The organism is Chlamydia pecorum E58 (assembly GCF_000204135.1).
GTDB lineage: Bacteria > Chlamydiota > Chlamydiia > Chlamydiales > Chlamydiaceae > Chlamydia > Chlamydia pecorum.
Window position 1 is genome coordinate 653,822 of the sequence record NC_015408.1, and the last position, 25,229, is coordinate 679,050.

The following is a 25,229-nucleotide window of genomic DNA, read 5'->3' on the forward strand; positions in this document are numbered from 1 at the left end:
TGGCACCTACTCTATAATTTTCAGAAGGAATCCTGCAAGGATAGGATGATTTTTCTCATTTCCCTGCACGATTAGGCGGGAGAGTAGGGCAATATCTTCAGAAGTTTTAGAGATTACTAGGGCATCTAAAATATCTAAGAGAAGTTTTGCTCGCACTTCAGGAGTGATCTGGTAGCGCAGGTAGGGAGCTTTTGGTTGGGGATAGGGAGTTTCCGTATCGATAAATAATAGGGTTTCTTGGATGAGGTGGTTCGCATAGCGATGTAACGAGAGTTTTTTCTCTGGGGATTTTGTGATGTTATATAAGGCAAGATCCGCATATGCGCGGATAATGAGTTCTCCAGGGAGAGAAGAAGCTAAGGAGAGTAAATCCAGAGTTTCCTGATGAGAGGTATGGCTAAGGAAGAGCAACGCTTTTGCTGCAAGTGTAGTGTTCTTGCTGGTCAGGAGCTTTTGGATGCAAGGAAGGTAAGCCTCCTTAGGGAGGGCAAAAATCCACGAGAGAATCTGCTCTTCAACATGATGGATAGCGGTTAAAACTTGCGTGCGTTCTTTAGGATCATCAGGAAGAACCACTCCTACGTGTTTCCAGCTTTGTAGAGCCCTTCCTTTCGAAAAGGTTAACATCCATGCTTCGGTATAGTGAGGTCGGATAAGCCATGAGGTGATAAACTCAAGAAGTTGAGGATGAGCATTCCCCAGCTTGAGCAAGGCAAGAGCCGCGTTGAGCTTTGCCTCTTTATTTTCCGTATGGAGAAAAATTGGAAGAAGTAGGGGAACCGCCGCATCCGAAGACATCAACCTAGCAAGATAGAGAGCTTGGGGGCGCTCCTCCTTTAGATGCTTCTTCATAATAGGAAGAGCGTCCTCTTCCTTTTCTAGAAGAATCAAAGCTTGAGCCGCTGCAAGAGACACCTCAGGATCAGGACGATATAAAAGACGTTTTATGGCGGTGTAGCTTTGGCCATCCTTTAATGTCCCTAGAGCGTAGAGGGCTGCTTCCTGATCTTGAGGGAAGGCACTAGTAAGGAGGTTTCTTAGAGAAGGGAGGAAGCGCTTTTGTTGGTATTCTCCTATCAGCATGGCTGTGTAGCTGCGAACCGCACTTTTTGTAGAGGTCAGCAGTTTCCGAATATACGTATCGGACTCTTCTGTTTCTAGATGTAGGAAGATCGCTGCAGATAACGCCTGAATATCCTCAGGAAGAAGAGGGATAAGTGCATGGAGGTGATCGATAACTTTGGTGTTTTTTAGTGCTGCTAAGCGATAAGCAGCCTCTAAGCGGATTAGGACATAGGGGGAAGCTAGAGCTGAAAATAACAGGGAGTCTGAGGTTTTACTTAGGTGTGAAGTTGCGGCAGAGAGCACAAGAAGCTGCTGCTCAGGGTCCTCGGTATTCATTGCGTGGGTAAGAATATCCAAGGCTTCTTCGGAATTTGCAAGGCCTGCTCCAAGAATCGCACTTTTCCTTACCTGGGGATTTGTAGAGAGGAACCCCTGTTTTAGTAGGTTTTCGCCGATCTTTTTTAGGAGAGCGTAGTCATGGGGATGGTCTTCCAAAGCGTCAACATATTGAGAGAGTGCTTTTTGAGCAGATTGTGTGCTGGTATATAAAAGCTTTTGACTGAGCGTACTTGGAAATTGCCCTAAGAGAGAACAAGGAAAATAGAAACAAAATCCTCCCAAAAGAGCTAAACGACGAAGTTCCATAGGTCAATATTTACTTGTAGCAGGAGATGTTTTAAGGTTTGAATAGGAAGACCTTGAATATTATAAGCACACCCTCGGATCTCTTTTACGAGCAAGCCTCCTCCATGTGCGATGTCATACGCTCCGCATTTATTTAACCCTCCAACAATGTTAAGATAGGTTTTCAGATGTTCGTCAGGGATAGATGTAAAGACTACCTGAGAGGTTTCTGTTCCTTGAAATACTGCTCCATTATGGAGAAGAACCAGGCTTGTCATCACAGAGTGCGTTTGGTTTCTCAACGTTTTTAGCATCTCTATGGCTTCTTCTTCATCTTTGGGCTTGTTAAAGAGACGATTCTGATAGATCACTACAGTGTCTGCTGCTAAGATATATGCCTGAGGATCCGCTATTTTCTCGGCCACAGCATATGCTTTTTTAGAAGCGAGATGTTTTGTATAGTTCTCAGGATCTCCACAAAAGGCAACTTGTCTTTCGTCAAAATCTGGAGAAACACTAATAAAAGGAACCCGAAAGTCTTTTAGAATGGCCTGCCTTCGTGCTGAAGAAGAGCCAAGAACAATGTGCTGCAGCATAAAAACGGCCTCTTCTTTGAAAACTCGCTTTGTTGTAGGGAAAGGCGCTATGACTTAATACTTGCCGTATACTCTGCCATGGTTCCATCAAAAAAGACAATACGTTCCTTTTCAAAAATGAGAAGTTTTGTCGCACAATCTTCAATTAAGCCCCGGTCATGGGAAACAAAAATTACAGAGCCTTTATAATCATTTATCGCCCAAGCTAAGGCCGACACAGCCTCTAAGTCCAGGTGGTTATTTGCTTCGTCAAGAATGAGGACATTGTGGTTTTCTAACATGATCCCCGCCATCAAAAGACGAGCAGTTTCTCCTCCAGAAAGGGCAGAGATTTGCTTAAAGGCATCATCTCCTCCAAAGAGCATTTTCCCCAAAACACTGCGGATTTCTTGATCATTAATTCCTGTTTTGCGATTTCTTAACCACTCAAAAAGCGTCTCTTGCCCACAGTCTTTCAGAACATCCGCATGGTTTTGAGGAAAGTAAGAAAACACTGCTTGATGTCCTACTTTAATCGCCCCCGAAGAGGGGTTTTCAACTCCAGCAAGAAGTTTCATCAAGGTTGTCTTCCCTAAACCATTATTTCCAATGACGCCGACCTTATCCCCTTGGTAAATCTCCAAAGAAAATGGAGAAATTACAGCTTTTTCCTCATAGTTCTTAGTAATTCCCTCTAGAGAAAAGACCACTTTTCCTGAGGCCTTATCAGATAGAGGAAAGCGTATATACGGACGTTGGATGTTAGATTTCTTTAACTCTTGAGGTTGAAGTTTCTTAATCTCACGAATTCTTGATTGCACCTGACTTGCTCGCGATCCTGCACCAAACTTTGCTACGAACTCTTTAAGCTGAGCAATCTTTTTTTCCTTAGATTTGATGTCTGCTTTTTCTTGTTCTCGAGATGCTGTTTTCATCTCTACCATGGCATCGTAATTGCCTGGGTAAATAATAATAGTGTCGTAATCAATATCTGCGATGTGTGTTGTGATTGTATTCAGGAAGTGCCTGTCGTGGCTTACTACAATCACAGTCCCATCATAGTTCTTGAGGAAATTCCCTAGCCAGCTAATGGAATAAAGATCTAAGTGGTTTGTAGGCTCATCCAACAGTAGCGCTTCTGGCTGTCCGAATAAGGCCTGACATAAAAGAACCCGAAACTGCAAATCTATAGGGATTGTAGACATCTTTTGAGAAAAGTATTCACTAGAGATCCCGATTCCTATAAGGAGCTCTTCAGCCTCAGCTTCTGCTTTGTAGCCGTTTTCCTCTCCGATAATCTCTTCGATCTCTCCCAACTCCATTCCAATAGCATCTGTAAACTCTTGGGCATAGAGTTCATCTCGACGTTGGAGAGCTTGCCATAGCCGAGAGTTTCCCATGATCACACAATCTAAGACAAGAACCTCTCCGAAGCTATCAATGTTTTGGCGGAGAATCCCGACTTTTTTAGGTAAAGATATAGATCCCCTTGTAGGCTCTACCATCCCCATGATGATTTTTAATAATGTAGATTTTCCAGCGCCATTTGGTCCTGTAAGACCGTAACAGTTTCCAGGATTGAAAACTATAGAAACGTCATCGAACAGAATGCGGGAGCCTAAAGACTTGCCGATTTTATCTAATACTATGCTCATAGCACCTACAATAACAAAGAGATACTTAGAGCACAAGAGCTTTGACTTAGCTATTTCCCAAGAGGGTGGGAGGTTTCGTGAGTGTGTTTTTTTAGCTTAATGGAGACTTGTGTATAAATTGTAGTGGTTTCTAGAGAGCTGTGGCCTAAAAGCGCCTGTATAGTTTTGAGATCCATGCCATTTTCTAGCCAGTGCGTGGCTATAGTATGGCGGATCGTATGAGGGGTGATATTTCCTGTGAGTCCAGAGAGCTGTAGGTAGTGTTGGAACTTTCTATCTATAGAGCGTGGGGAAATCCTCGTGCCAAAGCGGTTCAAGAAGAATGCTTGTGTATCTTTTTGGATGCTCATCCTTTCGCTATGGTAAAGGTAGTGATGTAGCCATCGTATTGCACAGGGCGTCACGGGAAGAACTCTTTCTTTTTTCCCTTTTCCAAAAATACGAATCAAAGCTGCCTCAAAGTCAATATCCTGGCGGTTAATAGCGGTGATTTCGCTAAGTCTTAATCCTGAGCTATAGAACAGCTCCAGAAGACAGCGATCTCGAAGACCTGTATATTTGGAAACATCTGGCATTGTCATGAGAATCTCCACCTGTTCATAGCTAATTGGGGAGGGGAGTTCTTTGGGTAATTTTGGCCCTTGAATATTTTCTGTCGGGTCTTCGAAAAGAAGTTGCATCTTGAGACAATAACGTGAAAAGCTCTTTAGTGTAGAGAGACGTCTTTTAATGGTACGCTTAGACTTTCCCTGTTCTATAAGATAGGAAATATAGAGGCGGATAAGATCTTTAGTCAACAGGGAGAGAGGAAGATCAGAAGTCTCTTGAAACTTCATATGCAGTGTTATTTTAGGCGTAGTAGGCAACTGTTTATGTGTTTCAATGAACTCTTTAAACTTGCTGAAATCGATACTATAGTTTCTTAGTGTATGAAGAGATACAGATTTTGCTTTGAGGGAGTCTAGGAAAGAATAAAAGGCTGAGATCATAAGCCGTTACATGGTCTTTTCTTTAATTATCTCAATCACGTTCTTTATTTAGAAGCTGGGTTTTTAGGGAAGGGATAGGAGCAGTACTCTTCAGCAGCAGCCACATTTGGGAAAATAGAAGCAGCTTCTAAATAAAAATCCTGTGTATTGACATATCTCGCAGAGAAATGGGTAAGCACAAGCTGTTGCGCTTGTGCTTTTTTTGCTAAGGTTGCAGCTTGCTTTGCTGTCATATGGTAATGACTTTCTGCTAGGTGACGGTGCTCTTCAAGATAGGTGCTTTCACAAAGCATAAGACGCGCATTTCTTGCAAGATCTATTGCTGCTTGGCAAGGAAGTGTATCAGCAATCACTGCAATGCTATCTCCGGGACGTTGGTAGCTCACCTCACTTAGATATGTGGTTTTCCCTAAATGATGAACAGAGCCATGTTTGATGAGCTCTTGCATGATAGGCCCTTGTAACCCTCGGGCTCGGAGTTTTTCTGGAAGAAACTTTATAGTGTCGGGCTCTGTGATTCTCCATCCCAAAGTGTCAACTTGATGTTGTAATCTTCGTGCTTCTATGCGGAAGTTCCCAAAGTCCTCAACGATTCCCTCTTCGTTAATAGGATGCTCTATCACCTGAATTGTCTCATGGTAGATTGTCCCATAACGTAATCTATCGAAATATTTTTTCCCCGAGGCTGGGTAATAGCAGTGCACAGGATGGGAGATTTTATCTAGGTTTAGGCGCATGAGCATGGAACCCAGCCCTAGGCAATGGTCCCCATGAAAATGGCTAATAAAAATCCTTGAGACAACTGTAGGAGCAATATTTGCAAAAATAAATTGTCGTTGAGTCCCCTCTCCGGGATCAAACAGAAGGCCTTCGTTGTTCCAACGGAAAAGGTAGGCTCCCTGATTACGTGTTCGGGTAGGTTGTTGGCTAGAACAACCTAAAATAATCAACTCTCTGGAACTCATGGGATGTACTTTTAAACAAGCAGAATAAATCATATGGCTAAATATACTCTACAAGAACTTCTTCTCTACAGAGAGAACGCGGCCTCGATTATTTATGACGTTTAAGTATAAGAAATCTTCGTTTAACTGGTGTCGGCGTCGAGGGAGGAGTCAGAGAGGATGCTGTTGAAGAGGCAGGAGAAGGAGATCTCGAAGAAATTCGTGAAGAATCTGTAGATGCATATTGTGAGGAGGAGGAACTCGAGGGGGTTGGTGAAGGAGATCTTGATCTCGAAGAGGTAGAAGAGGTAGAAGAAGATCTCGCAGAGTAATACTCAGAATCGGAACTCGAAACCGAGTGGTATTCTGAGTCAGAATCAGAAGAGCTCGAAGATATCGGGGTCTTTATACGAGTTTTTCTTGAGGGACGAGCCGTTTTAAGTTTGCGAGTTTTTCCTGTTGGAGTTGCTCGTTCGGTGCTGTCTTGTTCTGATTTTTTAACATCTTCTTTAATTTTTTCATGGAGGAGAGCGTTATAGCGGGTGTCAAGCTTAGTTAAGTCTAGGTCTTTAGGACGTACCTCTGGTTTGGTTACAGACTTACCTGAGATTGCTTTGGGCTTCAAGATGGCACAGAGGCAAAAAAGCGTAAGCAGGGCTGTTGTAAGGAAGACTCCCAACAGGATCAAACCAACTTTTATACCTGCGGGGGTGAAGACAGTAGAAATAAAGGCTCCTATCATTGCAACGAGAGATAAGACTAACAGTATAAGCAGTGCTGTTAAAGTAATTTTCTGAATTCGTTGACATTTGTGAATAGGTTGTAGTTGGACAGCAGACTTTTTACTCGATGAGAAGGTCCCGATCAAAGAAGATAGCGATAGCATATGAAAACAAAGCGTCTAAAAAGAAGTAGATTGCTCTGATGTGTTTTGTTTGTAAATATACAGACTTTTTTTACTTGCTAAAGATCCTGAAATAGCTCCAGCTTTTTGCAGAGCTATTTCTGAGGAAAGGCAATTTTGAAGACCGCATCATAATGCGAAACAAAATGAATTTTTAAGCCCTTTTTTAGATAGTCCGGGAGTTCTTCATAATCACGGCGATTATCTTCAGGGAAAATTAAAATGTTTAACCGGGATCTTCGTGCAGCGATAAGCTTTTCTCGGATTCCCCCTACTCCTAAGACTCTTCCTGTTAGAGTAATCTCCCCAGTCATTCCTAAGTTGTTAATGATCGGGGTATCTAAAAGTAAGGAAAGCAATGAAGAAACCATAGTGATTCCTGCAGAAGGCCCATCTTTAGGGGTGGCTCCTTCGGGAATATGGATATGTACTTGAGATTTAGAAAAGAAGGGATAGCCGGGAGCATACTTTTCTAAAGCACTATGAAGGTAGGTCCAGGCGATCTGTGAAGACTCTTTCATGACATCCCCAGCTTGACCTGTCAGATGCATATCAGTTTTCCCTGAAGGTACTTGGACACTCTCTATGTATAGCGTTGCTCCTCCTAAAGAAGTCCAGGCAAGACCTGTAGCAACACCGATCGGTGTATGTTCGTAAAAACGGTCACTAGAAAAGACAGGTTTACCAAGATAATCTTGAAGGTTTTTCGTGGTAATCTTCACTAAAGAATTTTTCGCTTTTGGCTTCTCTTGATTCTGTACAATTTTTAAAGCAACTTTTCTTAGTACTTTTTTAATGTTGCCATTAAGAGAACGTACTCCAGCTTCTCTAGCGTAGTTATTAATCATGTGCTTTAGAGCCTCAGGCTGAAATACTACCTGACGAGCTGTTAAGCCCATTTCTTTACGTGCTTTAGGGACAAGATATTTTGTGGCAATCTGAAGCTTTTCTTCTAGGATATAGCCTGAGAGCCGTAAGATCTCCATCCTATCCATGAGAGGATCGGGGATAGTATCCAGAACATTTGCAGTGAGGATAAAGAGTACATTAGATAAATCTACACGTACATCTAGGTAATGGTCTAAGAAGTCTTTATTTTGCTCAGGATCTAAAACCTCAAGTAGTGCAGAAGCAGGATCTCCATGATAACTTGTGCCGATTTTATCCACTTCATCAATCATAATCACGGGATTCATTGACTGACTTTGCTTTAACGCTTGCACGAGCTTTCCAGGCATAGCTCCAATATATGTACGGCGATGCCCTTTAATTTCTGCTTCATCACGCATCCCCCCTACGGAAAATCTAAAGAATTTCCGATGAAGAACCTTGGCAATACTTCTTCCTATGCTAGTTTTCCCTACTCCAGGAGGACCAACAAGACAAATAATGCTTCCTTTAAGTCCTTTAGAAAGCTTCCCTACGCTAATAAGTTCTAAGATGCGTTGCTTGATATCTTCCAAGCCGTAATGGTCCTTATTTAACGTAATCTCAGCTTTCTTTAAATCGTGGTACTCTTTGCTGTAGATTCCCCAAGGGACAATCGTTAGCCAGTCAAGGTAATTCCGACATACAGCGTATTCAGCAGAAGAGGTTTCTAAAGTCTGAAATTTCTCAATTTCTTCTTGGATAACCTCCATAGCATATTCAGGAACATGGCGCTTGTTTAGCCGGTCTGTGAACTTTTCTATATCAATTGCACGATCTTCTTTTTCCAGCCCGAGTTCTTTTTTAATTGTTTTTAACTGCTCTTTTAAAAAGAACTCTTTTTGGCTTTTCGTAATCGTGACTTCTATCTTTTGATTGATGCTACTTTGAAGACGGCTAAGATCCAGCTCCTTCTTTAGTAAGATTAAAGCCTTGTCTATGCGATCGTGCATATTGGTAGTTTCTAAAACTTCTTGAAGCTCCTCACGTGTTGCTGTAGTTAGCGCTACAGAAAAATCAGCGAGTTTTCCAGGTTCAGTAAAATCAGAGTGTCCTAAGAAAATTTGTAACTCTTCTTTAAAGAGAGGATTCAGTTTAAGTAAGTCCTTAATGACGGAAACAATGCTAATAGAGTATGCCTTCAGCTCCTCTGTAAGTTCTTTGTTATCAGGATGATAAGAGACCTTAGCTTTGAGATACTTGTCTTTGACCGGTTCAATGATGCGGATGCGCTCTTCTATGCTTAAAAGAACTTGAGCACTTCCTCCCTCTATGGGCATAATTCTTAAAATGCGTGCAGCAACTCCAATGTGATACAGTTGGTTAAAGCCAACCTTTAAAATATCTGCGTTCTCCTTTTTCGTCAGGACAAGGCCAATATATTTTTGAGAGGACTTCGCTAAGACCTTAAGAACCTCATAGTATGGGCCAGACTCTATAAGAATAGGTGCAGCCATACCTGGAAAAAAAGGACGTTTATTTAGAGGGAGAATAAATAGTTCTTTAGGAAGGGAGCGATTGTTAGTTTTTTCTTCGGAATCCTCTGTTTCATCTAGGAGTTTCTCAACCTCATCCGAATTGGGGTCTAAAATTGGAGTGTCAGTATTTATTGTAGAGTCCACAAGTGTCCTTAAATAGTCGGCTGCGTTTATTTAATGCTCTGAGATCTTTTTGTAGAAGTAAGGGGGATAATTCAAAAAGATCTTGTCTTTCGTTATACTAAATAGAGGAAATTAGTGCATCTATACAACTTCTAATAAGACCTATAGAACAGTAAAGCTTAAAAAAGACGAGGGTTTAACGCAAACCGTCTTTTCTAAGATTTTTATAGTTCTCTTTATAGAAAGTCTTATGTTTTCTTGTTTTTTTATTTATATAAATTTTTTTCAACCTCTTTTTAAAAGAGGTTGTTTTTTGAAAAAAACAACAAAACAAATAAACATATTGTTTATTCTTTGTTGAAATTTTGTTTTGATTAAAAGTTTTTTTGTTGCTATATTGCTTTTTTCTTTGCTCTAGATTTTGATGCATGCACTTTCATCCTAGATATCTTATAATAGACACTTCCGGGTATCATCCTTTCTTGGCATATGTAGATAGCCAAAGGGTGCTTCAATATTGGGATTTACCTGTAGGTTCTGATGTAGGGCCTGTCCTAGAGTTTTTGTGTAAAAATCAGAATTTTAGTTTTCAGGGAATTGCTGTAGCTGTTGGTCCTGGAAATTTCTCCGCCACTAGGATAGGATTGTCTTTTGCTCAAGGTCTTGCCATGGCAAGCAATATGCCCTTGCTTGGCTATAGCTCCTTAGAGGGGTACTTGACTCCTGAAGATAAGGGGAAGGCTTTGATGCTTCCTTTGGGTAAGCGTGGGGGGGTTTTAACCTTAAGTGAGGAAATTTCGGATCACAACTTTATGCTCAAAAAAACCCAAGGCGTAGGACCTGGGCATCTTCTTTCTTATGCAGAAGCTTCAGAGTATTGTTTAGCGCATGGCTACTATCATGTAATTTCTCCAAAACCTCAATTATTTATAGAACATTTTTCAGAAAAGATTTTTGTTGAAGAGACTGGTCCCTCTATTGACAGAGTGCACCGTAGTCTAATTCCCCAGTTGCTATTAGATTGTAATGAAGCTCTTGTGCCAGATTATCGCAGTTGCTCCTGCTTTTTCTAGAGTTTTAGAGAGGTCTGTTGTAAAGGAATCTGTAGGGATGAAGGTGAAGTAACTCTTGAAGCCTATTAGGCGTGGTGTTACAATCCGAAGTTCTTTAGCGTAGATAATGAATTATTTTTACTGTTTTAATCTACAAGACAATCAATATTTTATTGCATAACTAAGGTGATAATGCATGCCCAGTGTTAAAGTTCGAGTTGGAGAGCCTGTAGATCGCGCTCTACGCATTTTAAAAAAGAAAATCGACAAAGAGGGGATTTTAAAAGCCGCAAAATCCCATCGTTTTTATGATAAACCATCTGTGAAAAAGCGCGCTAAGTCTAAAGCTGCGGCCAAGTATCGTGGTCGTTAATCAAAAAAATCGTTAGAGTTATTTGGTTTAACGTATGGATTATTATTCAGTTCTAGGTGTTGCGAAAACCGCATCCCAGGAAGAGATTAAAAAGGCCTATCGTAAGCTGGCTGTGAAGTATCATCCTGATAAAAATCCGGGAGATGCAGAAGCAGAACTTCGTTTTAAGGAAGTTTCTGAGGCATATGAAGTGCTTAGTGATCCTCAAAAACGGGAATCTTACGATCGCTTCGGAAAAGGAGGCCCTTTTGCTGGAGCTGGAGGCTTTGGAGCCGGCGGTATGGGCAACATGGAAGATGCCTTGCGGACATTCATGGGAGCCTTTGGAGGAGAGTTTGGAGGGAGCGGAAGTTTCTTTGAGGGGATTTTCGGTGGTCTTGGAGAAGCTTTTGGAATGCGTTCGGATCCTTCTGGAGCACGGCAAGGGGCGAGTAAGAAGGTCCATATTACACTATCTTTTGAAGAGTCCGCAAGTGGTGTAGACAAGGAACTGGTAGTCTCTGGTTATAAAACGTGTGAAACCTGTTCTGGGAGTGGTGCTGCAACCCCTCAAGGGATTAAGCGCTGCGAGCGCTGCAAAGGTTCTGGCCAAGTCGTTCAAAGTCGGGGATTTTTCTCCATGGCTTCTACATGTCCTGAGTGTGGAGGGGAAGGGCGTATTATTACAGATCCCTGTCGAGAGTGTCGCGGGCAAGGGCGTGTGAAGGAGAAGCGCAATGTTCACGTGCATATTCCTGCGGGTGTTGGTCCAGGCATGCGCTTGAAGATGGAGGGGTATGGAGACGCAGGACAAAACGGGGCTCCCTCTGGAGATTTATATATTTTTATTGATGTTGAACCTCACCCTGTATTTGAGCGTAGGGGAGATGACTTGCTTTTAGAGCTGCCTATAGGGTTTGTAGATGCTGCTTTAGGAATGAAGAAAGAGATCCCCACCTTACTAAAATCTGAAGGGACCTGCCGTCTTACGATTCCTGAAGGGATTCAAAGTGGGACAATTTTAAAGGTCAAGAATCAAGGGTTTCCTAATATTCATGGTAAAGGACGGGGAGACTTGTTGGTTCGGATTTCTGTAGAGACTCCTCAGCATTTATCTGAAGAGCAGAAAGAGTTATTGCAGCGATTTGCTTCTACAGAAAAGGCTGAGAATTTTCCTAAAAAACGTGGTTTTCTAGATAAAATCAAAGGTTTTTTTTCTGACTTCACTGTATAGAAAGGTGTAGGTTACTCGGCTGGGAACAGACATCATGGTATTGTTGCAAAATCAAGTAGAAGCCTCGATAAGAGAGGTGTTGAAGCTAGTTTGGATTTTGAGGCTAGCAGAAAACAAGATGCTTCTACTTTCAAGGCAGAGTGATTCGGGAGGGACATTTCAGCTGTCTTGTGCAGGACATGAGCTTGCAGGGATTGTTGCAGGGAAGAGTTTGCTTCCTGAAAAAGACTGGTCATTTCCGTATTATAGAGATCAAGGGTTCCCTTTAGGTTTAGGTGGGGATCTTGCAGAGATTGTCGCAGCCTTTCTTGCGCGAACTTCAAGCAATCATTCTTCAGGAAGAATGATGCCTTATCACTACTCCCATAAAAAGCTACGCATTTGTTGTCAGTCTAGTGTTGTGGGTACGCAATTCCTTCAAGCTGCTGGGCGCGCATGGGCTGTGAAGCATGCTCAGACAGATGAGGTAGTTTATGTTTCTGGAGGGGATGGGGCAACATCTCAGGGAGAGTTTCATGAGATGCTCAACTATGTAGCTTTGCATCAGCTTCCCCTGGTTACAGTGATCCAGAATAACCAATGGGCGATTTCTGTTCCTTGGAAGGAGCAGAGTGCTATGGATTTTGTTCAGTTGGGGAGAAGCTATCAGGGATTAGCAGTGCATGAGGTAGATGGAAGTGATTATATGGCTCTTCTTGAAACCTTTTCAACTGCTGTGAAGCAGGCTAGGGAAAACGCTACGCCTGCATTAGTTCTTGTAGATGTCGTGCGTTTGCAGCCTCATAGCAATTCTGATGATCATACAAAATACCGCTCTCCTTTAGATTTAGAGCAGAGCTATGTAAGGGACCCCTTAAAACGTTTAGAGCGTGATGTAGTAGAGCTTTATGGAGGTTCTTCTGAAGAGTTGCGAGAGATTTATGCTCAGGCTGAGGAGGAGGTGGCTCGGGCGTTTCAAATTGCAGAGGCTAAGCCTTTTCCGTGTAAGGGAGGGTCAAGTCACGAAGTTTTCTCCCCCCATACAGTTGCTTTGATAGATTATGAGAGCTCTCAAGAAGCACAGGCATTACGGAACACCCAGCCAAAGGTGATGCGGGATGCTATTTCAGAAGCTTTGATCGAAGAGATGACTCGAGATTCTCGGGTGGTGGTCTTTGGTGAGGACGTCGCTGGAGATAAGGGTGGGGTGTTTGGGGTAACCCGAAATTTCACGAAGCATTTTGGAGAGCAGCGTTGCTTTAATACGCCACTTGCAGAAGCTACGATCATAGGTACAGCCATCGGTATGGCTTTGGATGGGATCCATAGACCCGTGGCGGAGATTCAGTTTGCAGATTATATTTGGCCTGGAATTAACCAGTTATTTTCTGAAGCTTCGAGTATGTATTACCGTTCTGCAGGAGAGTGGGAGGTGCCTTTAGTAATTCGGGCACCCTCAGGGGGATATATTCAAGGTGGGCCGTATCATTCTCAAAGTATCGAAGGGTTTTTAGCCCACTGTCCGGGGTTAAAGATTGCTTATCCTTCCAACGCTGCAGATGCAAAAGCCTTATTGAAGGCTGCAATTCGTGATCCGAATCCTGTGGTGTTTCTAGAGCATAAGGCTCTGTATCAACGGCGGATCTACAGTGCATGTCCCGTGTTTTCTTCGGATTATGTTTTACCTTTTGGTAAGGCTACGATTGTCCATCCTGGAACAGATCTCACGATAGTTTCCTGGGGCATGACGTTAGTATTAAGCGTCGAGGTTTCTCAAGAGCTTAGCGCTTTGGGGATTTCCGTAGAAGTGATCGACCTGCGTACAATTGTGCCTTGTGATTTTGCCACAGTTCTTGAGTCGGTAAAGAAAACAGGGAAGTTGCTAGTAACCCACGAGGCTTCGGAATTTTGTGGATTTGGAAGTGAGCTTGTCGCCACAATGGCAGAACAGGCATATCTCTATTTAGATGCTCCTATCCGCCGTGTTTGCGGTCTTCATGCGCCAGTTCCTTATTCTAAGATCTTAGAAAACGAAGTGCTCCCACAAAAAGAAAAACTTCTGCAGGCAGCCAAAGCTCTTGCAGATTTTTAAAGATCTTTTTCAATCTTTAGGAAAGGCTTTGCGTGCTCCCTGGAGTAAGGGGACTTCCTGGTAACTCTGTAGAGTTATCGAAAGAAGAGGCGTTTCCTGTCCCTGAATAAACAGATGCCGTAGGCTTTCAAGAAAGGCTAGCTGGCATCCGCATTGCCAAGTATCATAATCTTCCTGCCCTGAATAGAGGTCTTTAGTTCCAAAAAGGTCTATTTGAAGGTGCTCTATGCCGTTGTTTTTACAGGTTTCAAAGATATTCGTGTAGGTCTTAACAAGGGCGCAAAACGCTTGTGCTTTATTAATATTTGCGAGAGTTAAAGCTTTTTCCTTAAGAACTCGAGTTTGTTCTAGGGAAAGAAGAGATGACAAAGTAGGAGGATATACTAAGATTAAATGTGTTGCTGGAGAGTGTACTTTTTTATCTTTTTGTTCCCATTCTCCACAAATACTTTGTCCATGACGTAGCGTACGTACCCCTTGAATTAAGGGAACCTGTTTACAGATTGTTTCCCAACAAGATTTATCCACACGTGTAAGGATGGCCAAAGTTCTGCCAATGTTGTTATCGTAACTCATGCAGGAGTTTACCTGAACAACAAAGGCTCCACGAGTAGAAGTTGGAAGAGGTTGGTCAAAAGGATGTCCTTCGAAGCAATTTAAAATAAATTGTGGAAAGCATTTCCCCTTGAGAGAAAACATGACTTTTTTATCTGGAATCTCTGAAGAAGGTGAAGGCAAGTCAAAGAGACTTTTAAGTTTTTCCGCTACGGTATCTAAAGTCCAACTTCTGGGACAGATAATGGGGATCTTCTGAGGGGGGATTTTAGTAGGAGACATCTTAGGAGGGGGAATAGCTTCTTCTCGGGGTTTAGCTTGTGGATGCAGTTGAGGAATACAAGGCTTTTCTGGAAGGGGCTTTAGAAAAGAGCGCATATAGGTAAGAAGAGCAGAAACAAGAAAGCCACCCGCTAGGGAAAGAGCAATTACGCCTATAGGAGAGGGGGCCCCAAAGATAAAGCATAAAGCACCAAGGAGACAAAAGGCAAAAGCTAGAACAAGTAGGGCTAAGGTGGTGACTAAGGAAGAGCTGTGTGGGGGACGGGGTTGGTGGGGAGAGGGGGATGATGGAGGGAGAGAGGGATCTAGACCTGGGAGAGGAGTCATAAGGAGAGGTTTTTTAATTTTTTTAGATTTTTTAATTTTTTAGAAAAGAATTTTAATATCTTAGTTTACTTTTTGAGAAGGATAATGTCAATCTTAATAAGAAAGGGAAGAATCTTATTTTTTATCTAATGAGTCTCATAAGAATGCAGGCAAGAGAGGTTAGATATAGTTTAATAGTGTTGGAGAGTTTTCGTGGTGCGAGGGGGCAAGCTTGATTAAGAATACACCTAGGAAAAAGAGGGTTAGGAAAATCCCAGTGAGAAGGAAAGGAGAGGGCGCTGTGAAACTGAGGGGGGAAAGGATTTCTTTGCTATGGAGATAGGGGTGAGATAGAACCCAGGAAATTAGAGTTTCTGTAAGTGGAGCAAGGAAGGGAAAGAGAAGAGAGCTAAGGATAAGAAGGAGGATCGGCAGGAGAATTAGAGGAAAGAAGAGGTTATAGATAAGGCCGTCCAGAACAAAGCTTCCGAAGAAACCTATGATAGGGAAAAAGATGAAAGTCTGTGCGGAGAGAGTTAGAGAGAGGGTGCTTAAAAAATAACGCCATAGCGTGAGATAGCGTGAGGGAATCAAGATAGTCCAGGGGGTATAGAGAAAGGAAAAGATCGGAAGGAAAAATAACTGGATTCCCAAGGTGGCAAGGAAGCTAAGAGCAAAAGCAGGAGAGAGCGAAGAGAAGAAGCATGAGCAAAGAAAGAAGCCGCATCCTAGGCGGTTTAGGCCGGAGCAAGATCCTAGAACGTATGGGGAGAGGCTTGTTAAAGTAATAGAGATCCAAGCACGAAATACCGAGGGTGAGGAGGGAAGCACAAGAGTAGCTAGGGTGAGAATCCCAAGGCTTAGGAGGTTTTTTAGCTTTAGGGGAAATGTAGAAAAGAGCACTCCTAGAAGAGCAGCAAGAAGAGAGAAGTGCCATCCTGAAACAGCAAAGAGGTGAGAGAGCCCTTTACGTCGAAATAAGGAACTCAATTCTTTAGGGAGGGGGGTTCCTAAAAGTAGACTAGAGGCGAAGGCTCCGGAGTTTCCTTTTGGGAATAGTGTGCATAGGTAGGTATGGGCATGGCGGCGTAGTTTTTGTTTTAAAGTTAAGGGGTTGGGTTTGAAGAGTTCTTCGCAGCAAGCATTAGACTTAAAAATAATTTGAGGTGTATGATGTAGGGCTCCTTGTAAGCGATAGGTAAGATTCGGTTGTAGACGGGTTTTCGAGAAAATTTTGCAAGGAAGAGGATTTGTTTTTCTACCATAGAGCGTACAGAGCTCTGTTGCTTCACCATAATAAACATCGCCATATCCTGCATACTTTATGTTGAACGTTCCTGAAGCAGGTCCCTCGTGGGGGAGAGTCGAGGGAGGGGTCCAGATTAGGGGGATAAGCCAGCATAAACCTTGGGATATCCATTGTTTTGGGTGGCGAGAAAGAAAGGGATGAAGACATACAAGGATAAGAATAGCACATCCCGTATGGTTTCGGGATAAGGATCCTGCAAGCCAATACAGAGCGCAGAGACATAGAGGATGTTGCTTTTGGAATTGCTGACATTTAGCTTTTCCTAGGGTAATCCAAGGATTTAAAACTTGGAGAAGAGATGAAAAGATTTGAAAATATTTTAGCATCGGGGATTTCCCAGGGTTCTTCTTTGGAGGTATTTTCTGTAGAGCAGCTGCATAAAGAGATTTCTTGGGACAGCATATCGCAGATGGCTCCTCGCTTGCCTAGGGGATGGTTTGAGCTTATGGGATTATCTAAGCGTGACCGCTTAGATTTTTTTAAGGAATATTGGAGTTCTATTCTGTCCTTAGAGGATAACGAATTCCCTGGAATTTGTCGTTTTTTTTCTTTGTTAGAGACTCTAGAGGTCTACATTTTTCGCGTTCCCCAAGGGCCTTTTGAGGTCAAAATGTTTTATATCTTTGAGGATGGCCGCTATGGGTTTCATGGGGAGCCTCCTTTAATTAATGCGGAAGAGAGGAACTTTCCTCCGTTACGAGATACGCATTATCAACGTTTTTTCTCCATACATGATGGGTTTGGAAAGTGGGAAGATGAGGGGGTTCTTTCTTATCGTTCTTTAGTTAAGGCTCAGCAAAAATTACGCCAGCATTGTGAGAGCTTACACTATATAGCTGATGACACCTTCTGTTCTTTAGGGCTTTTTCCTTTTTACGGTTATGAGGAGCCCTTAACATATCAGTGTTTTCTTTTAGATCCTGAAGTGTGTCGCAACCTTCCTTCTCCAAACATACGTATTGGTGAGAAGGAACTAGAACATTATAGCTCGAGAGATTTAGAGGTAGTACAGTTATGTACAGGATATGCTACTTCTTTTCTTTCTTGGCTGGAAGGGTATGTGCATAGTGAGGAGGAGTTTAGTGAATAGTAACGCTCAAGATTGTGTATATAGTAGTGCACATGCAGATGCTAATGAATGCTTCGCTGTATGCGTAGTGAAAAACCCCTCTGGGATTCATGTGCGCCCTGCAGGAACTCTTGTTCTTTTACTTGAAGGTGAAGAGTGTGAGGTAAGCTTTACCTTTGGGAAGAAAACAATTAATGCGAAGAGTATTATGAGTATCCTCATGTTGGGAGTGCCTCAGGGAGGGGAGGTTATGGTAAGTGTTCAAGGTAAAGATGCGCAGCGGGTGTTGAAGAAGTTGCAAGATGCTTTTGAAAGTGGCTTTGGAGAGATCCATGAGTGATGTTTCTTCTAGATCTATGATGCAAAAAACTAGCGAAGAATATCGTGTTTTTGGGAAAAGTATTGTTCCTGGAATCGCTCTTGGAAGGGCGTTTTTTTTAGAAACCTCTCCTTTGCAAGTTCATGAGCTTACGCTTCCCCAGGAGGAAGTGGAGCATGAGATTCACAGGTACTACAAAGCTCTACAACGCTCCAAGTCAGACATTGTTGCGTTAAAGCAGGAGATTTTAGGGAAGCAGGAGCTCCATGAAGTTTCTTCAATTTTACAAGCACACTTAGAGATTATCAAAGATCCTCTGCTTACTGAGGAGGTCGTAAATACCATCCGTAAGGATCGTAAAAATGCCGAGTATGTGTTTTCTTCCGTCATGGGGAAAATCGAAGAGTCCTTATTTTCAGTTCAAAGTGAAAGTTCTAGCCTTGTTGATCGTGTTCAGGATATCCATGATATCTCGAATCGTGTGATTGGCCATCTTTGCTGTCAGCATAAAAGCTCTTTGGGGGAATCGGATCAAAATATTATCGTGTTTGCTAAGGAGCTAACTCCCTCAGAAGTTGCCAGTGCGAATCCAGCATATATCCGTGGGTTTGTCTCTTTATTAGGAGCAGTAACATCACACACAGCAATTGTCTCTAGAGCAAAAAATATTCCCTATGTTGCGAACCTTCCCGAAGAAATCTGGGAAAACACAAAGGAGTATAGTGGAAAGTTGGTTTTGGTAGATGGGATTCATGGGGAGCTCATCTTTAATCCCAAATCACATACGCTGCAGCAGCGCTATGCACAAAAAGATTCTTCCGTATGGGTATCTTCTTCTCCCACTTCAAAAACTTCTGTGAAAACTTCTGTTTCTTCTCAGGCTGGAAGTCTTCAAGACCTTCAAATCTTGGCTGAGAGCTTCCCTAATACCTCTGTAGGGCTGTTCCGCTCAGAATTTCTAGCTATAGTCTTAGGACGTCTGCCAACTCTTCACGAACAGATCTCCCTATATAAACAGCTAGTATGTCTTTCTGACATGCCTGTTTTGCGTCTGTTTGATTTTGGCCATGACAAGCCCTGTCCGAAACAGCACGCTAGCAAGGAACGTTCGGTGCGCTATCTTCTACAAACGCCCCAGGTGTTAAGAGAGCAGTTAGAGGCTATTTTAGAAGCTGCTGAGAATGGGAGAATGAAGGTGCTGCTTCCTGGTGTGTCAGAGGTATATGAGATTATAGAAGTAAAGACTCTCTGTGCACAGATCGCAAAGGAACTTAGAAAAGAACAGGAATATCAATCTCTCCTTTGGGGCAGCATGATAGAGTTCCCTTCTGCAGTATGGATGATTGAAGACATTCTCAGTGAGTGTGATTTTGTCACTATAGGAACAAACGATCTTTTGCAATATACCTTGGGTGCTTCTCGAGATGTTTCTCTTCCTGACTATTTAGATACTGCTCTTCCTCCTGCTATCATCAGGATGATTCGTCATGTCTCTCAGTGTGCTAATCAAAGAAACATCCCCGTGAGTGTATGCGGAGAAGCTGCGGGAGAACTACAGTTTGCTCCCATATTCGTAGGGTTGGGCATTCAAGAGCTCTCTGTAGCTATGCCGCTAATTTCAAAATTACGTCAGCACCTTGCGACCTTAGATATGGCAGTATGCCTGGAGCTTGCAGAGAAGGCAGCCCAGGCAAAAACAAGCAGAGAAATTCGTGCTCTGCTAGATTAAAATGGAAAGACAGAGCGCATTGTAGACATATCTTCATCGAGGAGTTGCTTTGCTTTCTGAAAGGCTGCACGAAAGAGATCTTCGATAGCTTCAGGATCTTCGGGATCTAAGCATTGCGGCTGTACCTGAACAGAAATGATCTCATGTTTTCCATTGATGACTATAGTCACTAATCCATTCCCAGATTGTCCCTCATAGCGTTTCTCTAATAAAGAAGCCTCCATTTCCATAAGCTGCTGCTCCATCATTTTGGCTTCTTTTTTCTTCTTTGCGTACCCGCTTCCCATAAAGGATTACTCTTTTGTTAAAATTCCGGAAAATTCTACAGCTGCAAATTGTAGCAACGTATCTATTGCTGCAGATTCTAAAATAGAATCGTGTTTTTCAGAAGACTCTTTTGTGATTCTTGAGTTTGATAGAGGAACAGATTCCGTAGAAAAACTTGGTAAAAAGCTCTCTTGGTAATGAGGTTTTTCAGGGGAGATCGGAGCTATGGGTGGCTTTTTTGGGGGGGGTGGAGGTTCCTGAGGGAGGGAGGGAGAAGTGGGAAGAGAGGAGATTAGCTGAGACAATGTCGGTCTATGGAAGATCCTCATGATATGAATAATCACAGTCTCTAAAAAGATTTTTTCAAAGATTGTATTGTGTATATGTCGAGAAGACTCCCCTAGGTAATCAAGAACTTCTAAGATTTGTTCAGGATCATCAGTAGCTTGCGGATTTAAGAGAAGGTCTCGGTAAAAGAGGGTTAAGTCATGCAAGAGCACCGTAGGGGCAACTCCCGAGTCGACAAGTTGGGTAATAGGGGCTAAAGCCTCTGCAGGAGAGTTTTTCCTTATAGCTATATCTAGGGATTTTAGGATATCCTGAGGGACTAGGCCTAAAGCTCTTGATACTTCCTGGGGAGTCATTTTATCTGGAAGCAAAGCGACAACATAGTCATAGAGAGACTCCGCATCTCGGAGGCTTCCTTGAGCAGCTCTTGCTATAGGCAAGAGGGCTTCTTTAGAAGCCTGTAGTGTGGGGGTATCTTGCACCATGGCAAAGAGCTTTTCTACAATCGTTGCATCAGGGATCCTGTTAAGGTGAAGTTTTTGGCAGCGACTTAAGATGGTATTAGGGACCTTATGAATTTCTGTTGTTGCAAGAAAGAAAATTACATGCTGTGGAGGCTCTTCCAATGTTTTCAGTAGGGCATTGAATGCCTCTTTTGTAAGCATGTGTACTTCATCAATAATGTAAATCCTATAGGCAGACTTTGCTGGAGTAAAAATTACCGTCTCATTGATTTGTCGGATATCTTCAATTCCCCGATGGGAAGCTCCATCAATCTCAATCACATCTAAGGAAGAGCCAGAAGAAATCTCTTTACACGATGCACACACATTGCAAGGCTCTCCTTCGGGGCTGAGTTTTAAGCAATTCAATGCTTTAGCGAAAATTCTTGCTAGTGTGGTCTTCCCCGTCCCGCGAATCCCAGAAAATAGATAGGCATGCCCTACACGCTTTAAAAGTAGGGCATTTTTTAATACTGTAACTACGGCAGATTGACCTAAGATTTCTTTAAAGGCTTGAGGACGATATTTTCGAGAAGATACTTGGTAGGGAGGATAAGTCATAGGCTTGTAATCCAATCGCCTTATTATTGAAGAGAGCTAAAAACCTCTAACCTTAAGGAAAAAGCTATTTTTTTTCTGCTTCAAAAACAACCAATTTACAGACTTCTTTCAAAGAACAGAAAAAACAATTTGAAGGAGATGAAGAACACTGCTTAGCGACATCCGAAAAGAATGTTTCCTAAAGTATATTAACAACAGCAGGCCTTTAAAGCTCTGTACACGACAGATGCGATAACGAAAATAATCACTCCTAAAATTAAGAGTCCGGTTCCACCAAGTGCAGATGTAACAAAGTCTCCCCAAGGCTTTCGTAAGATCATACTGCATTCTATATTGCCACACCTCCCATTTGGAACATAAGAGGTCTGGCAACAAACGTATGCTTTTGTCTGATATGCTCGGTAAGCAAGATAAACTGCATACACAAGACCAATAACTGGAGTGAGTTTGAAAAAAGGATCCCATTTATGCTGGAGCGGGAGATAAATTTTTGCTTCGCTCACCAAACTCGTGGCACCACTAGGGTCAGTATGGTTATGAGCAGGAATTACAAAAAATGGCATAGGTCTTCTAACTTAAATGAAACATTTTAAAATAGATTTTTGTTTTTTGTCAAAGTAAACCTACCCTCTAGAGAGGGTTTTTAAAATTTTTTTTAAGGGACAATTCTTTCAAGAAGCTATAGATTTAGGGATAAATAGGGCGTTTAGATGGAGTATCTAAGGTTTGTATCATGAATTGGGGAGAGGAAGGTTCTCCATAGATCAATGGATTCGTAGGCGGTAAGGGCAAGGCGGCCTTGAAGAGGGTGATAAGGAGGAGGAAGGAGTTCGCTGTAAAGGAAGGAGAGCCCTAATCTTAAAGCTGCGGCTTTGGCTAAAACAACCGCATCGTAGGTATTATTGTGAAGTTGTTGTAGGCGCTCTTCGATCGTTCCGCGAATATTTAAAATTTGCCCTAAGGGAAAGAGTTGTTTCAGAACCTCTCCTCGACGCATAGAGGAGCTCCCCAAGCGCGGATTGGAAGGGAAGGGCTCTTTTGTATAATGATCCGCGTAGACTAAAAGATCTGCGGGATGTAGGCAGCGTGTAAGAGCAACGAGGGGGAGAGGTGAAGGTGTGGGGAGATCTTTAGCTGAGTGGATAGCAATATGGCACGAACCTTGACAGACAAGAGCATCTACATCGCGAGTAAAAAAGTCGGAGTTTTCTATAGTATGCAAGGGAGTAAGTTTGTCGCGATCTCCTTGTGTTTTGGTCGTAATGAGTAGGGATTGAAGCTTGGGATAGGAAGTGCGGAGAAGCTGAAGACATTCGTTTACCTGTGCTTTTGCTAGGTTAGAATCTCGAGAGGCAATTTTTAAAGGAAGTCTTCCTTCACGGAGATCTTCAAAAAACTTAGAGCAGGAGGTGGATGGCATCTTGGATCGTTTTAACTTCTTTTAGGGTAAAGTTTTTGGTGATTTCCTCAGGGAGAGATGCAGCTTGCCCCTCGGGAAGGACAGCTCCCTTAAAGCCTAAAAGCTTTCCTTCTTTCAGACGGCGCTCTATGTGGGGAACTTGGCGGATTTCTCCTCCTAGGCCCACCTCCCCAATGCAGATAAAATCTTTCGGAGGAAGGGTATTTTGCAGAGAAGAAACTACAGCAAGCAGAGCTCCAAGATCCGCTGCAGGCTCTGTAATTTTGAGTCCCCCAGTAATGGAGAGAAATATATCTGTTGAGAAAAGCTTAATTCGTGCACGTTTCTCTAAGACTGCTAAGAGAAGAGAAAAGCGGTTGGGGTCAAAGCCGGAGGTTTTTCTAATAGGGTTAGAGAAGGGAGAGGAAGAGGCGAGAGCTTGGAGTTCGATAAGTAGGATTCCCGAGCCCTCAACAATAGGGACAACGACAGAGCCTGGAGTAGTGATAGAGTTCTCCTGTAAGAATAGCTTAGAAGGATTTAGCACTTCCTTAAGTCCATCGGAATGCATAGAGAGGATAAGAAGTTCATTGGTTTGGCCAAAGCGGTTTTTTACGGAACGTACCATGCGGTAATGTGCATGGGAATTTCCTTCAAAATAGAGAACAGTATCTACAAGATGTTCCAAAACTTTAGGCCCTGCAATGTCTCCGGATTTTGTCACGTGGCCTATCACGAATGTGGTAATTTGGGATTGCTTAGCAATGCGCATGAGCTCTGCAGTAACCTCACGCACTTGAATTACCGATCCAGGAGCAGAGTTTAACTTGGGGTCAAACATAATCTGGATGGAATCAATAATTAGCACATCGGGAGATAGGAGAGAGAGTTGCTGCTTGATATGATCTAAATTAGTTTCTGGATAGAGGTAGATCAAGGGATGGGTGATGTTTAAGCGCCTGGCCCTAAGAGAAGTTTGCGCTACAGACTCCTCTCCACAGACATAGAGGATCTTAAGGTTTTGTTTAGCGAGTTTTTCTGCAGTTTGTAAAAGTATAGTAGATTTCCCAATCCCAGGATCTCCTCCTAGCAGCGTGATGCTTCCTCGTACTGCACCGCCTCCAAGGATTCTGTCCCAACCTGCTTTGTCAATTTGCAGACGCTCTTGCTCTTGAAGCTCTATATCACTTAGGGAGACAGCACAGGAGGAGGAGTCCTGATGTGTAGTTGGTAGTTCTTCTACAAGTGTGTTCCAGTTATGGCAATGGGAGCATTGTCCTTGCCACTTTAACATTTGTGCGTTGCAGGTTGTGCATGTCCATCGTGTTTTATTTTTTGTAGTCATGTGTATCCAGAGCGTGTTGTGCTGCAAGTTTTTCTGCTTCTTTTTTGGAGTGCGCCACACCCTCTCCCCAAAGTTCATCATGAATAAAGACTTGGACGTGATGACTCATGACTCCCTCCTTACTTACATATTGAGTTGCTTGGTATTTCGGAAGGGTGCGTAGGTGTTTTTGAGTAAACTGCTGTAAAAGGTTTTTAGGGTTCCCAAACATCAAAGGTTGAAGCTTTTCTTTAGAAGGAAGTAGAGGAACAGTAAGTTGTCTTGCGGGGGATAGTCCCCCATCAAGGTAAATGGCACCTAAAATTGCCTCAAATAGATTTGCTTGAGAGGAGAGCTTGCCACGCTGATTTTGTAGGCGCTCTCCTTTTCCAATGAGCAAGTTCTCACAAACTCCTAAGCTTTCAGCGTAACCACTACATGCCGAGGCATCCACAAGAGAAGCTCGTATTGTAGATAACACACCCTCTTCTAAGTTTGGGAAGAGAAGAAAGAGGTGCTCCGTAACGATTAAACCTAACACTGCATCGCCAAGAAATTCTAACCTTTCGCTGTCTTCTATCGGAACAGGGGACTCATTCCGATAAGAGGGATGGGTAAAAGCGGTCACTAAAAGCTGTGGCTGAGTAAAGGTAAAATTTAATTTAGATTCGATTTCTTTAACATTTACTATGGGGTTCATAGGTATTTAAGGATTCTTAGTAGAACATGTAGTTGTTTTGGAGGTTTTTTTATAGGTGGAAAAGGGCTTAAAGTCTATAGTACTTTTAGAGTTTGTCACCTTGTTTGGATGAGTATGAGGTTTGTTTTACACCTCGAGCACCTACGACACTTCCAAAATCACGGGTCTATTTTATTTGAAGCTTTGATCACTCCTGCAGACTGTTCGTTATTGGAAACAACAATCTCACAGTTTGTACGTAAAATTTCAAAAAATAATCTAGAAAACGTGCGTTGGAGAGAAAGTGTGTTTCGTTCTATTCCTGAAATTTCCTTTGTGATTCAGAAGCGACGTCTTTCTACATTCGCTGCAGAACTTGTGCATCGTCCCAAGTTATCTTTAGTGCGAGATTACTGGTTGTTTCCTGGAGAAGAGATCCCTCAAGGAAATGAAGATTGCCAGCTTTTTCTTCCTTTATCGGGAAGAGGATGTGGGTCAGGGATTTTCTTTATCGGCCCCTATCCACAAGAACTCTATGAGTGGGATAACCAAGCTAAGAGTGGTTTACTCTTGATGTTTTCTTCTGCAGGACATGCAATTCTTTAATCGGGGTTTGGCTTTTGAGAAAATGCTTGCCACCCGAGGT

Annotated in this window: 23 protein-coding genes; 8 read left to right on the top strand and 15 right to left on the bottom strand. The window is 42.7% G+C overall.

Going from position 1 to position 25,229, the window contains the following annotated elements; genetic code table 11:
- Nucleotides 1-6: 6 nt before the first annotated feature.
- From G5S_RS02900 to lon, 7 genes are all read right to left on the bottom strand, one after another.
- Entirely contained in the window at nucleotides 7-1,710 is a 1,704-nt protein-coding gene (locus G5S_RS02900; RefSeq protein WP_013712690.1) for a HEAT repeat domain-containing protein, read from the bottom strand.
- The gene (locus G5S_RS02905) at nucleotides 1,692-2,285 is read right to left on the bottom strand and encodes a Maf family nucleotide pyrophosphatase (protein WP_013712691.1); all 594 of its coding nucleotides are present in this window, start codon (nucleotides 2,283-2,285) and stop codon (nucleotides 1,692-1,694) included. Before G5S_RS02905 ends, G5S_RS02900 begins: the two co-directional genes overlap by 19 nt.
- A 47-nt stretch (nucleotides 2,286-2,332) precedes the next feature.
- Nucleotides 2,333-3,919, bottom strand: coding sequence for an ABC-F family ATP-binding cassette domain-containing protein (locus G5S_RS02910; protein ID WP_013712692.1), 1,587 nt, complete (start codon nucleotides 3,917-3,919; stop codon nucleotides 2,333-2,335).
- A 50-nt stretch (nucleotides 3,920-3,969) separates the two neighbouring features.
- A complete protein-coding gene (locus G5S_RS02915; RefSeq protein WP_013712693.1) occupies nucleotides 3,970-4,908 on the bottom strand; it encodes a tyrosine recombinase XerC in 939 nt (312 codons plus the stop codon).
- Between the two features lie 44 nt (nucleotides 4,909-4,952).
- On the bottom strand, nucleotides 4,953-5,873 hold the full coding sequence (locus G5S_RS02920) for a ribonuclease Z (RefSeq protein ID WP_041467085.1): 921 nt from the start codon (nucleotides 5,871-5,873) through the stop codon (nucleotides 4,953-4,955).
- An 88-nt stretch (nucleotides 5,874-5,961) separates the two neighbouring features.
- Nucleotides 5,962-6,738 (bottom strand): hypothetical protein, encoded by a 777-nt coding sequence (locus G5S_RS04905; protein ID WP_049770605.1) that lies wholly within the window; start codon nucleotides 6,736-6,738, stop codon nucleotides 5,962-5,964.
- A gap of 113 nt (nucleotides 6,739-6,851) precedes the next feature.
- Nucleotides 6,852-9,305 carry an endopeptidase La gene (gene lon, locus G5S_RS02930; protein WP_013712696.1) on the bottom strand — a complete coding sequence of 818 codons (2,454 nt, stop codon included), beginning with the start codon at nucleotides 9,303-9,305 and terminating at the stop codon, nucleotides 6,852-6,854.
- A gap of 407 nt (nucleotides 9,306-9,712) precedes the next feature.
- Between lon and G5S_RS02940 the strand changes: the two genes are divergently transcribed.
- From G5S_RS02940 to G5S_RS02955, 4 genes are all read left to right on the top strand, one after another.
- Nucleotides 9,713-10,357, top strand: coding sequence for a tRNA threonylcarbamoyladenosine biosynthesis protein TsaB (locus G5S_RS02940; RefSeq protein WP_013712698.1), 645 nt, complete (start codon nucleotides 9,713-9,715; stop codon nucleotides 10,355-10,357).
- A gap of 175 nt (nucleotides 10,358-10,532) precedes the next feature.
- Nucleotides 10,533-10,709: a 30S ribosomal protein S21 gene (gene rpsU / locus G5S_RS02945; protein ID WP_013712699.1), complete on the top strand. Its 177-nt coding sequence runs from the start codon at nucleotides 10,533-10,535 to the stop codon at nucleotides 10,707-10,709.
- Between the two features lie 34 nt (nucleotides 10,710-10,743).
- Nucleotides 10,744-11,922, top strand: a complete 1,179-nt coding sequence (dnaJ, locus tag G5S_RS02950; RefSeq protein WP_013712700.1) for a molecular chaperone DnaJ — start codon at nucleotides 10,744-10,746, stop codon at nucleotides 11,920-11,922.
- A 34-nt stretch (nucleotides 11,923-11,956) separates the two neighbouring features.
- Complete coding sequence (locus tag G5S_RS02955; RefSeq protein ID WP_041467019.1) at nucleotides 11,957-13,993, top strand: alpha-ketoacid dehydrogenase subunit alpha/beta; 2,037 nt, start codon at nucleotides 11,957-11,959, stop codon at nucleotides 13,991-13,993.
- A 9-nt stretch (nucleotides 13,994-14,002) separates the two neighbouring features.
- On the opposite strand, the gene G5S_RS02960 is transcribed toward G5S_RS02955, so the two are convergent.
- Nucleotides 14,003-15,157, bottom strand: a complete 1,155-nt coding sequence (locus tag G5S_RS02960; protein WP_013712702.1) for a hypothetical protein — start codon at nucleotides 15,155-15,157, stop codon at nucleotides 14,003-14,005.
- A gap of 159 nt (nucleotides 15,158-15,316) precedes the next feature.
- A complete protein-coding gene (locus G5S_RS02965; RefSeq protein ID WP_013712703.1) occupies nucleotides 15,317-16,771 on the bottom strand; it encodes a ComEC/Rec2 family competence protein in 1,455 nt (484 codons plus the stop codon).
- Between G5S_RS02965 and G5S_RS02970 the strand changes: the two genes are divergently transcribed.
- From G5S_RS02970 to ptsP, 3 genes are read left to right on the top strand one after another with little or no spacing between them, the layout of a single operon-like run.
- Entirely contained in the window at nucleotides 16,744-17,535 is a 792-nt protein-coding gene (locus G5S_RS02970; RefSeq protein ID WP_013712704.1) for a hypothetical protein, read from the top strand. The two genes, G5S_RS02965 and G5S_RS02970, sit on opposite strands and share 28 nt — an antisense overlap.
- Nucleotides 17,504-17,854: an HPr family phosphocarrier protein gene (locus tag G5S_RS02975; protein ID WP_013712705.1), complete on the top strand. Its 351-nt coding sequence runs from the start codon at nucleotides 17,504-17,506 to the stop codon at nucleotides 17,852-17,854. Before G5S_RS02970 ends, G5S_RS02975 begins: the two co-directional genes overlap by 32 nt.
- On the top strand, nucleotides 17,847-19,562 hold the full coding sequence (gene ptsP / locus G5S_RS02980; protein WP_013712706.1) for a phosphoenolpyruvate--protein phosphotransferase: 1,716 nt from the start codon (nucleotides 17,847-17,849) through the stop codon (nucleotides 19,560-19,562). The genes G5S_RS02975 and ptsP overlap by 8 nt, the downstream gene beginning before the upstream one ends.
- On the opposite strand, the gene G5S_RS02985 is transcribed toward ptsP, so the two are convergent.
- The 6 genes from G5S_RS02985 to rnc form a co-directional block, all read right to left on the bottom strand.
- The gene (locus G5S_RS02985) at nucleotides 19,559-19,849 is read right to left on the bottom strand and encodes a YbaB/EbfC family nucleoid-associated protein (protein WP_013712707.1); all 291 of its coding nucleotides are present in this window, start codon (nucleotides 19,847-19,849) and stop codon (nucleotides 19,559-19,561) included. The genes ptsP and G5S_RS02985 overlap by 4 nt on opposite strands.
- Nucleotides 19,850-19,855: 6 nt before the next feature.
- Nucleotides 19,856-21,181, bottom strand: a complete 1,326-nt coding sequence (gene dnaX / locus G5S_RS02990) for a DNA polymerase III subunit gamma/tau (protein ID WP_013712708.1) — start codon at nucleotides 21,179-21,181, stop codon at nucleotides 19,856-19,858.
- Between the two features lie 188 nt (nucleotides 21,182-21,369).
- Nucleotides 21,370-21,744: a hypothetical protein gene (locus tag G5S_RS02995; protein ID WP_041467020.1), complete on the bottom strand. Its 375-nt coding sequence runs from the start codon at nucleotides 21,742-21,744 to the stop codon at nucleotides 21,370-21,372.
- A 143-nt stretch (nucleotides 21,745-21,887) separates the two neighbouring features.
- Complete coding sequence (locus G5S_RS03000) at nucleotides 21,888-22,601, bottom strand: hydroxymethylbilane synthase (RefSeq protein ID WP_013712709.1); 714 nt, start codon at nucleotides 22,599-22,601, stop codon at nucleotides 21,888-21,890.
- Nucleotides 22,579-23,925: a DNA repair protein RadA gene (gene radA / locus G5S_RS03005; RefSeq protein ID WP_013712710.1), complete on the bottom strand. Its 1,347-nt coding sequence runs from the start codon at nucleotides 23,923-23,925 to the stop codon at nucleotides 22,579-22,581. The genes G5S_RS03000 and radA overlap by 23 nt, the downstream gene beginning before the upstream one ends.
- The gene (rnc, locus tag G5S_RS03010; protein ID WP_013712711.1) at nucleotides 23,909-24,604 is read right to left on the bottom strand and encodes a ribonuclease III; all 696 of its coding nucleotides are present in this window, start codon (nucleotides 24,602-24,604) and stop codon (nucleotides 23,909-23,911) included. The genes radA and rnc overlap by 17 nt, the downstream gene beginning before the upstream one ends.
- A gap of 114 nt (nucleotides 24,605-24,718) precedes the next feature.
- Between rnc and G5S_RS03015 the strand changes: the two genes are divergently transcribed.
- Nucleotides 24,719-25,189, top strand: coding sequence for a DUF5070 domain-containing protein (locus G5S_RS03015; protein ID WP_013712712.1), 471 nt, complete (start codon nucleotides 24,719-24,721; stop codon nucleotides 25,187-25,189).
- The last annotated feature ends 40 nt before the right edge of the window (nucleotides 25,190-25,229 follow it).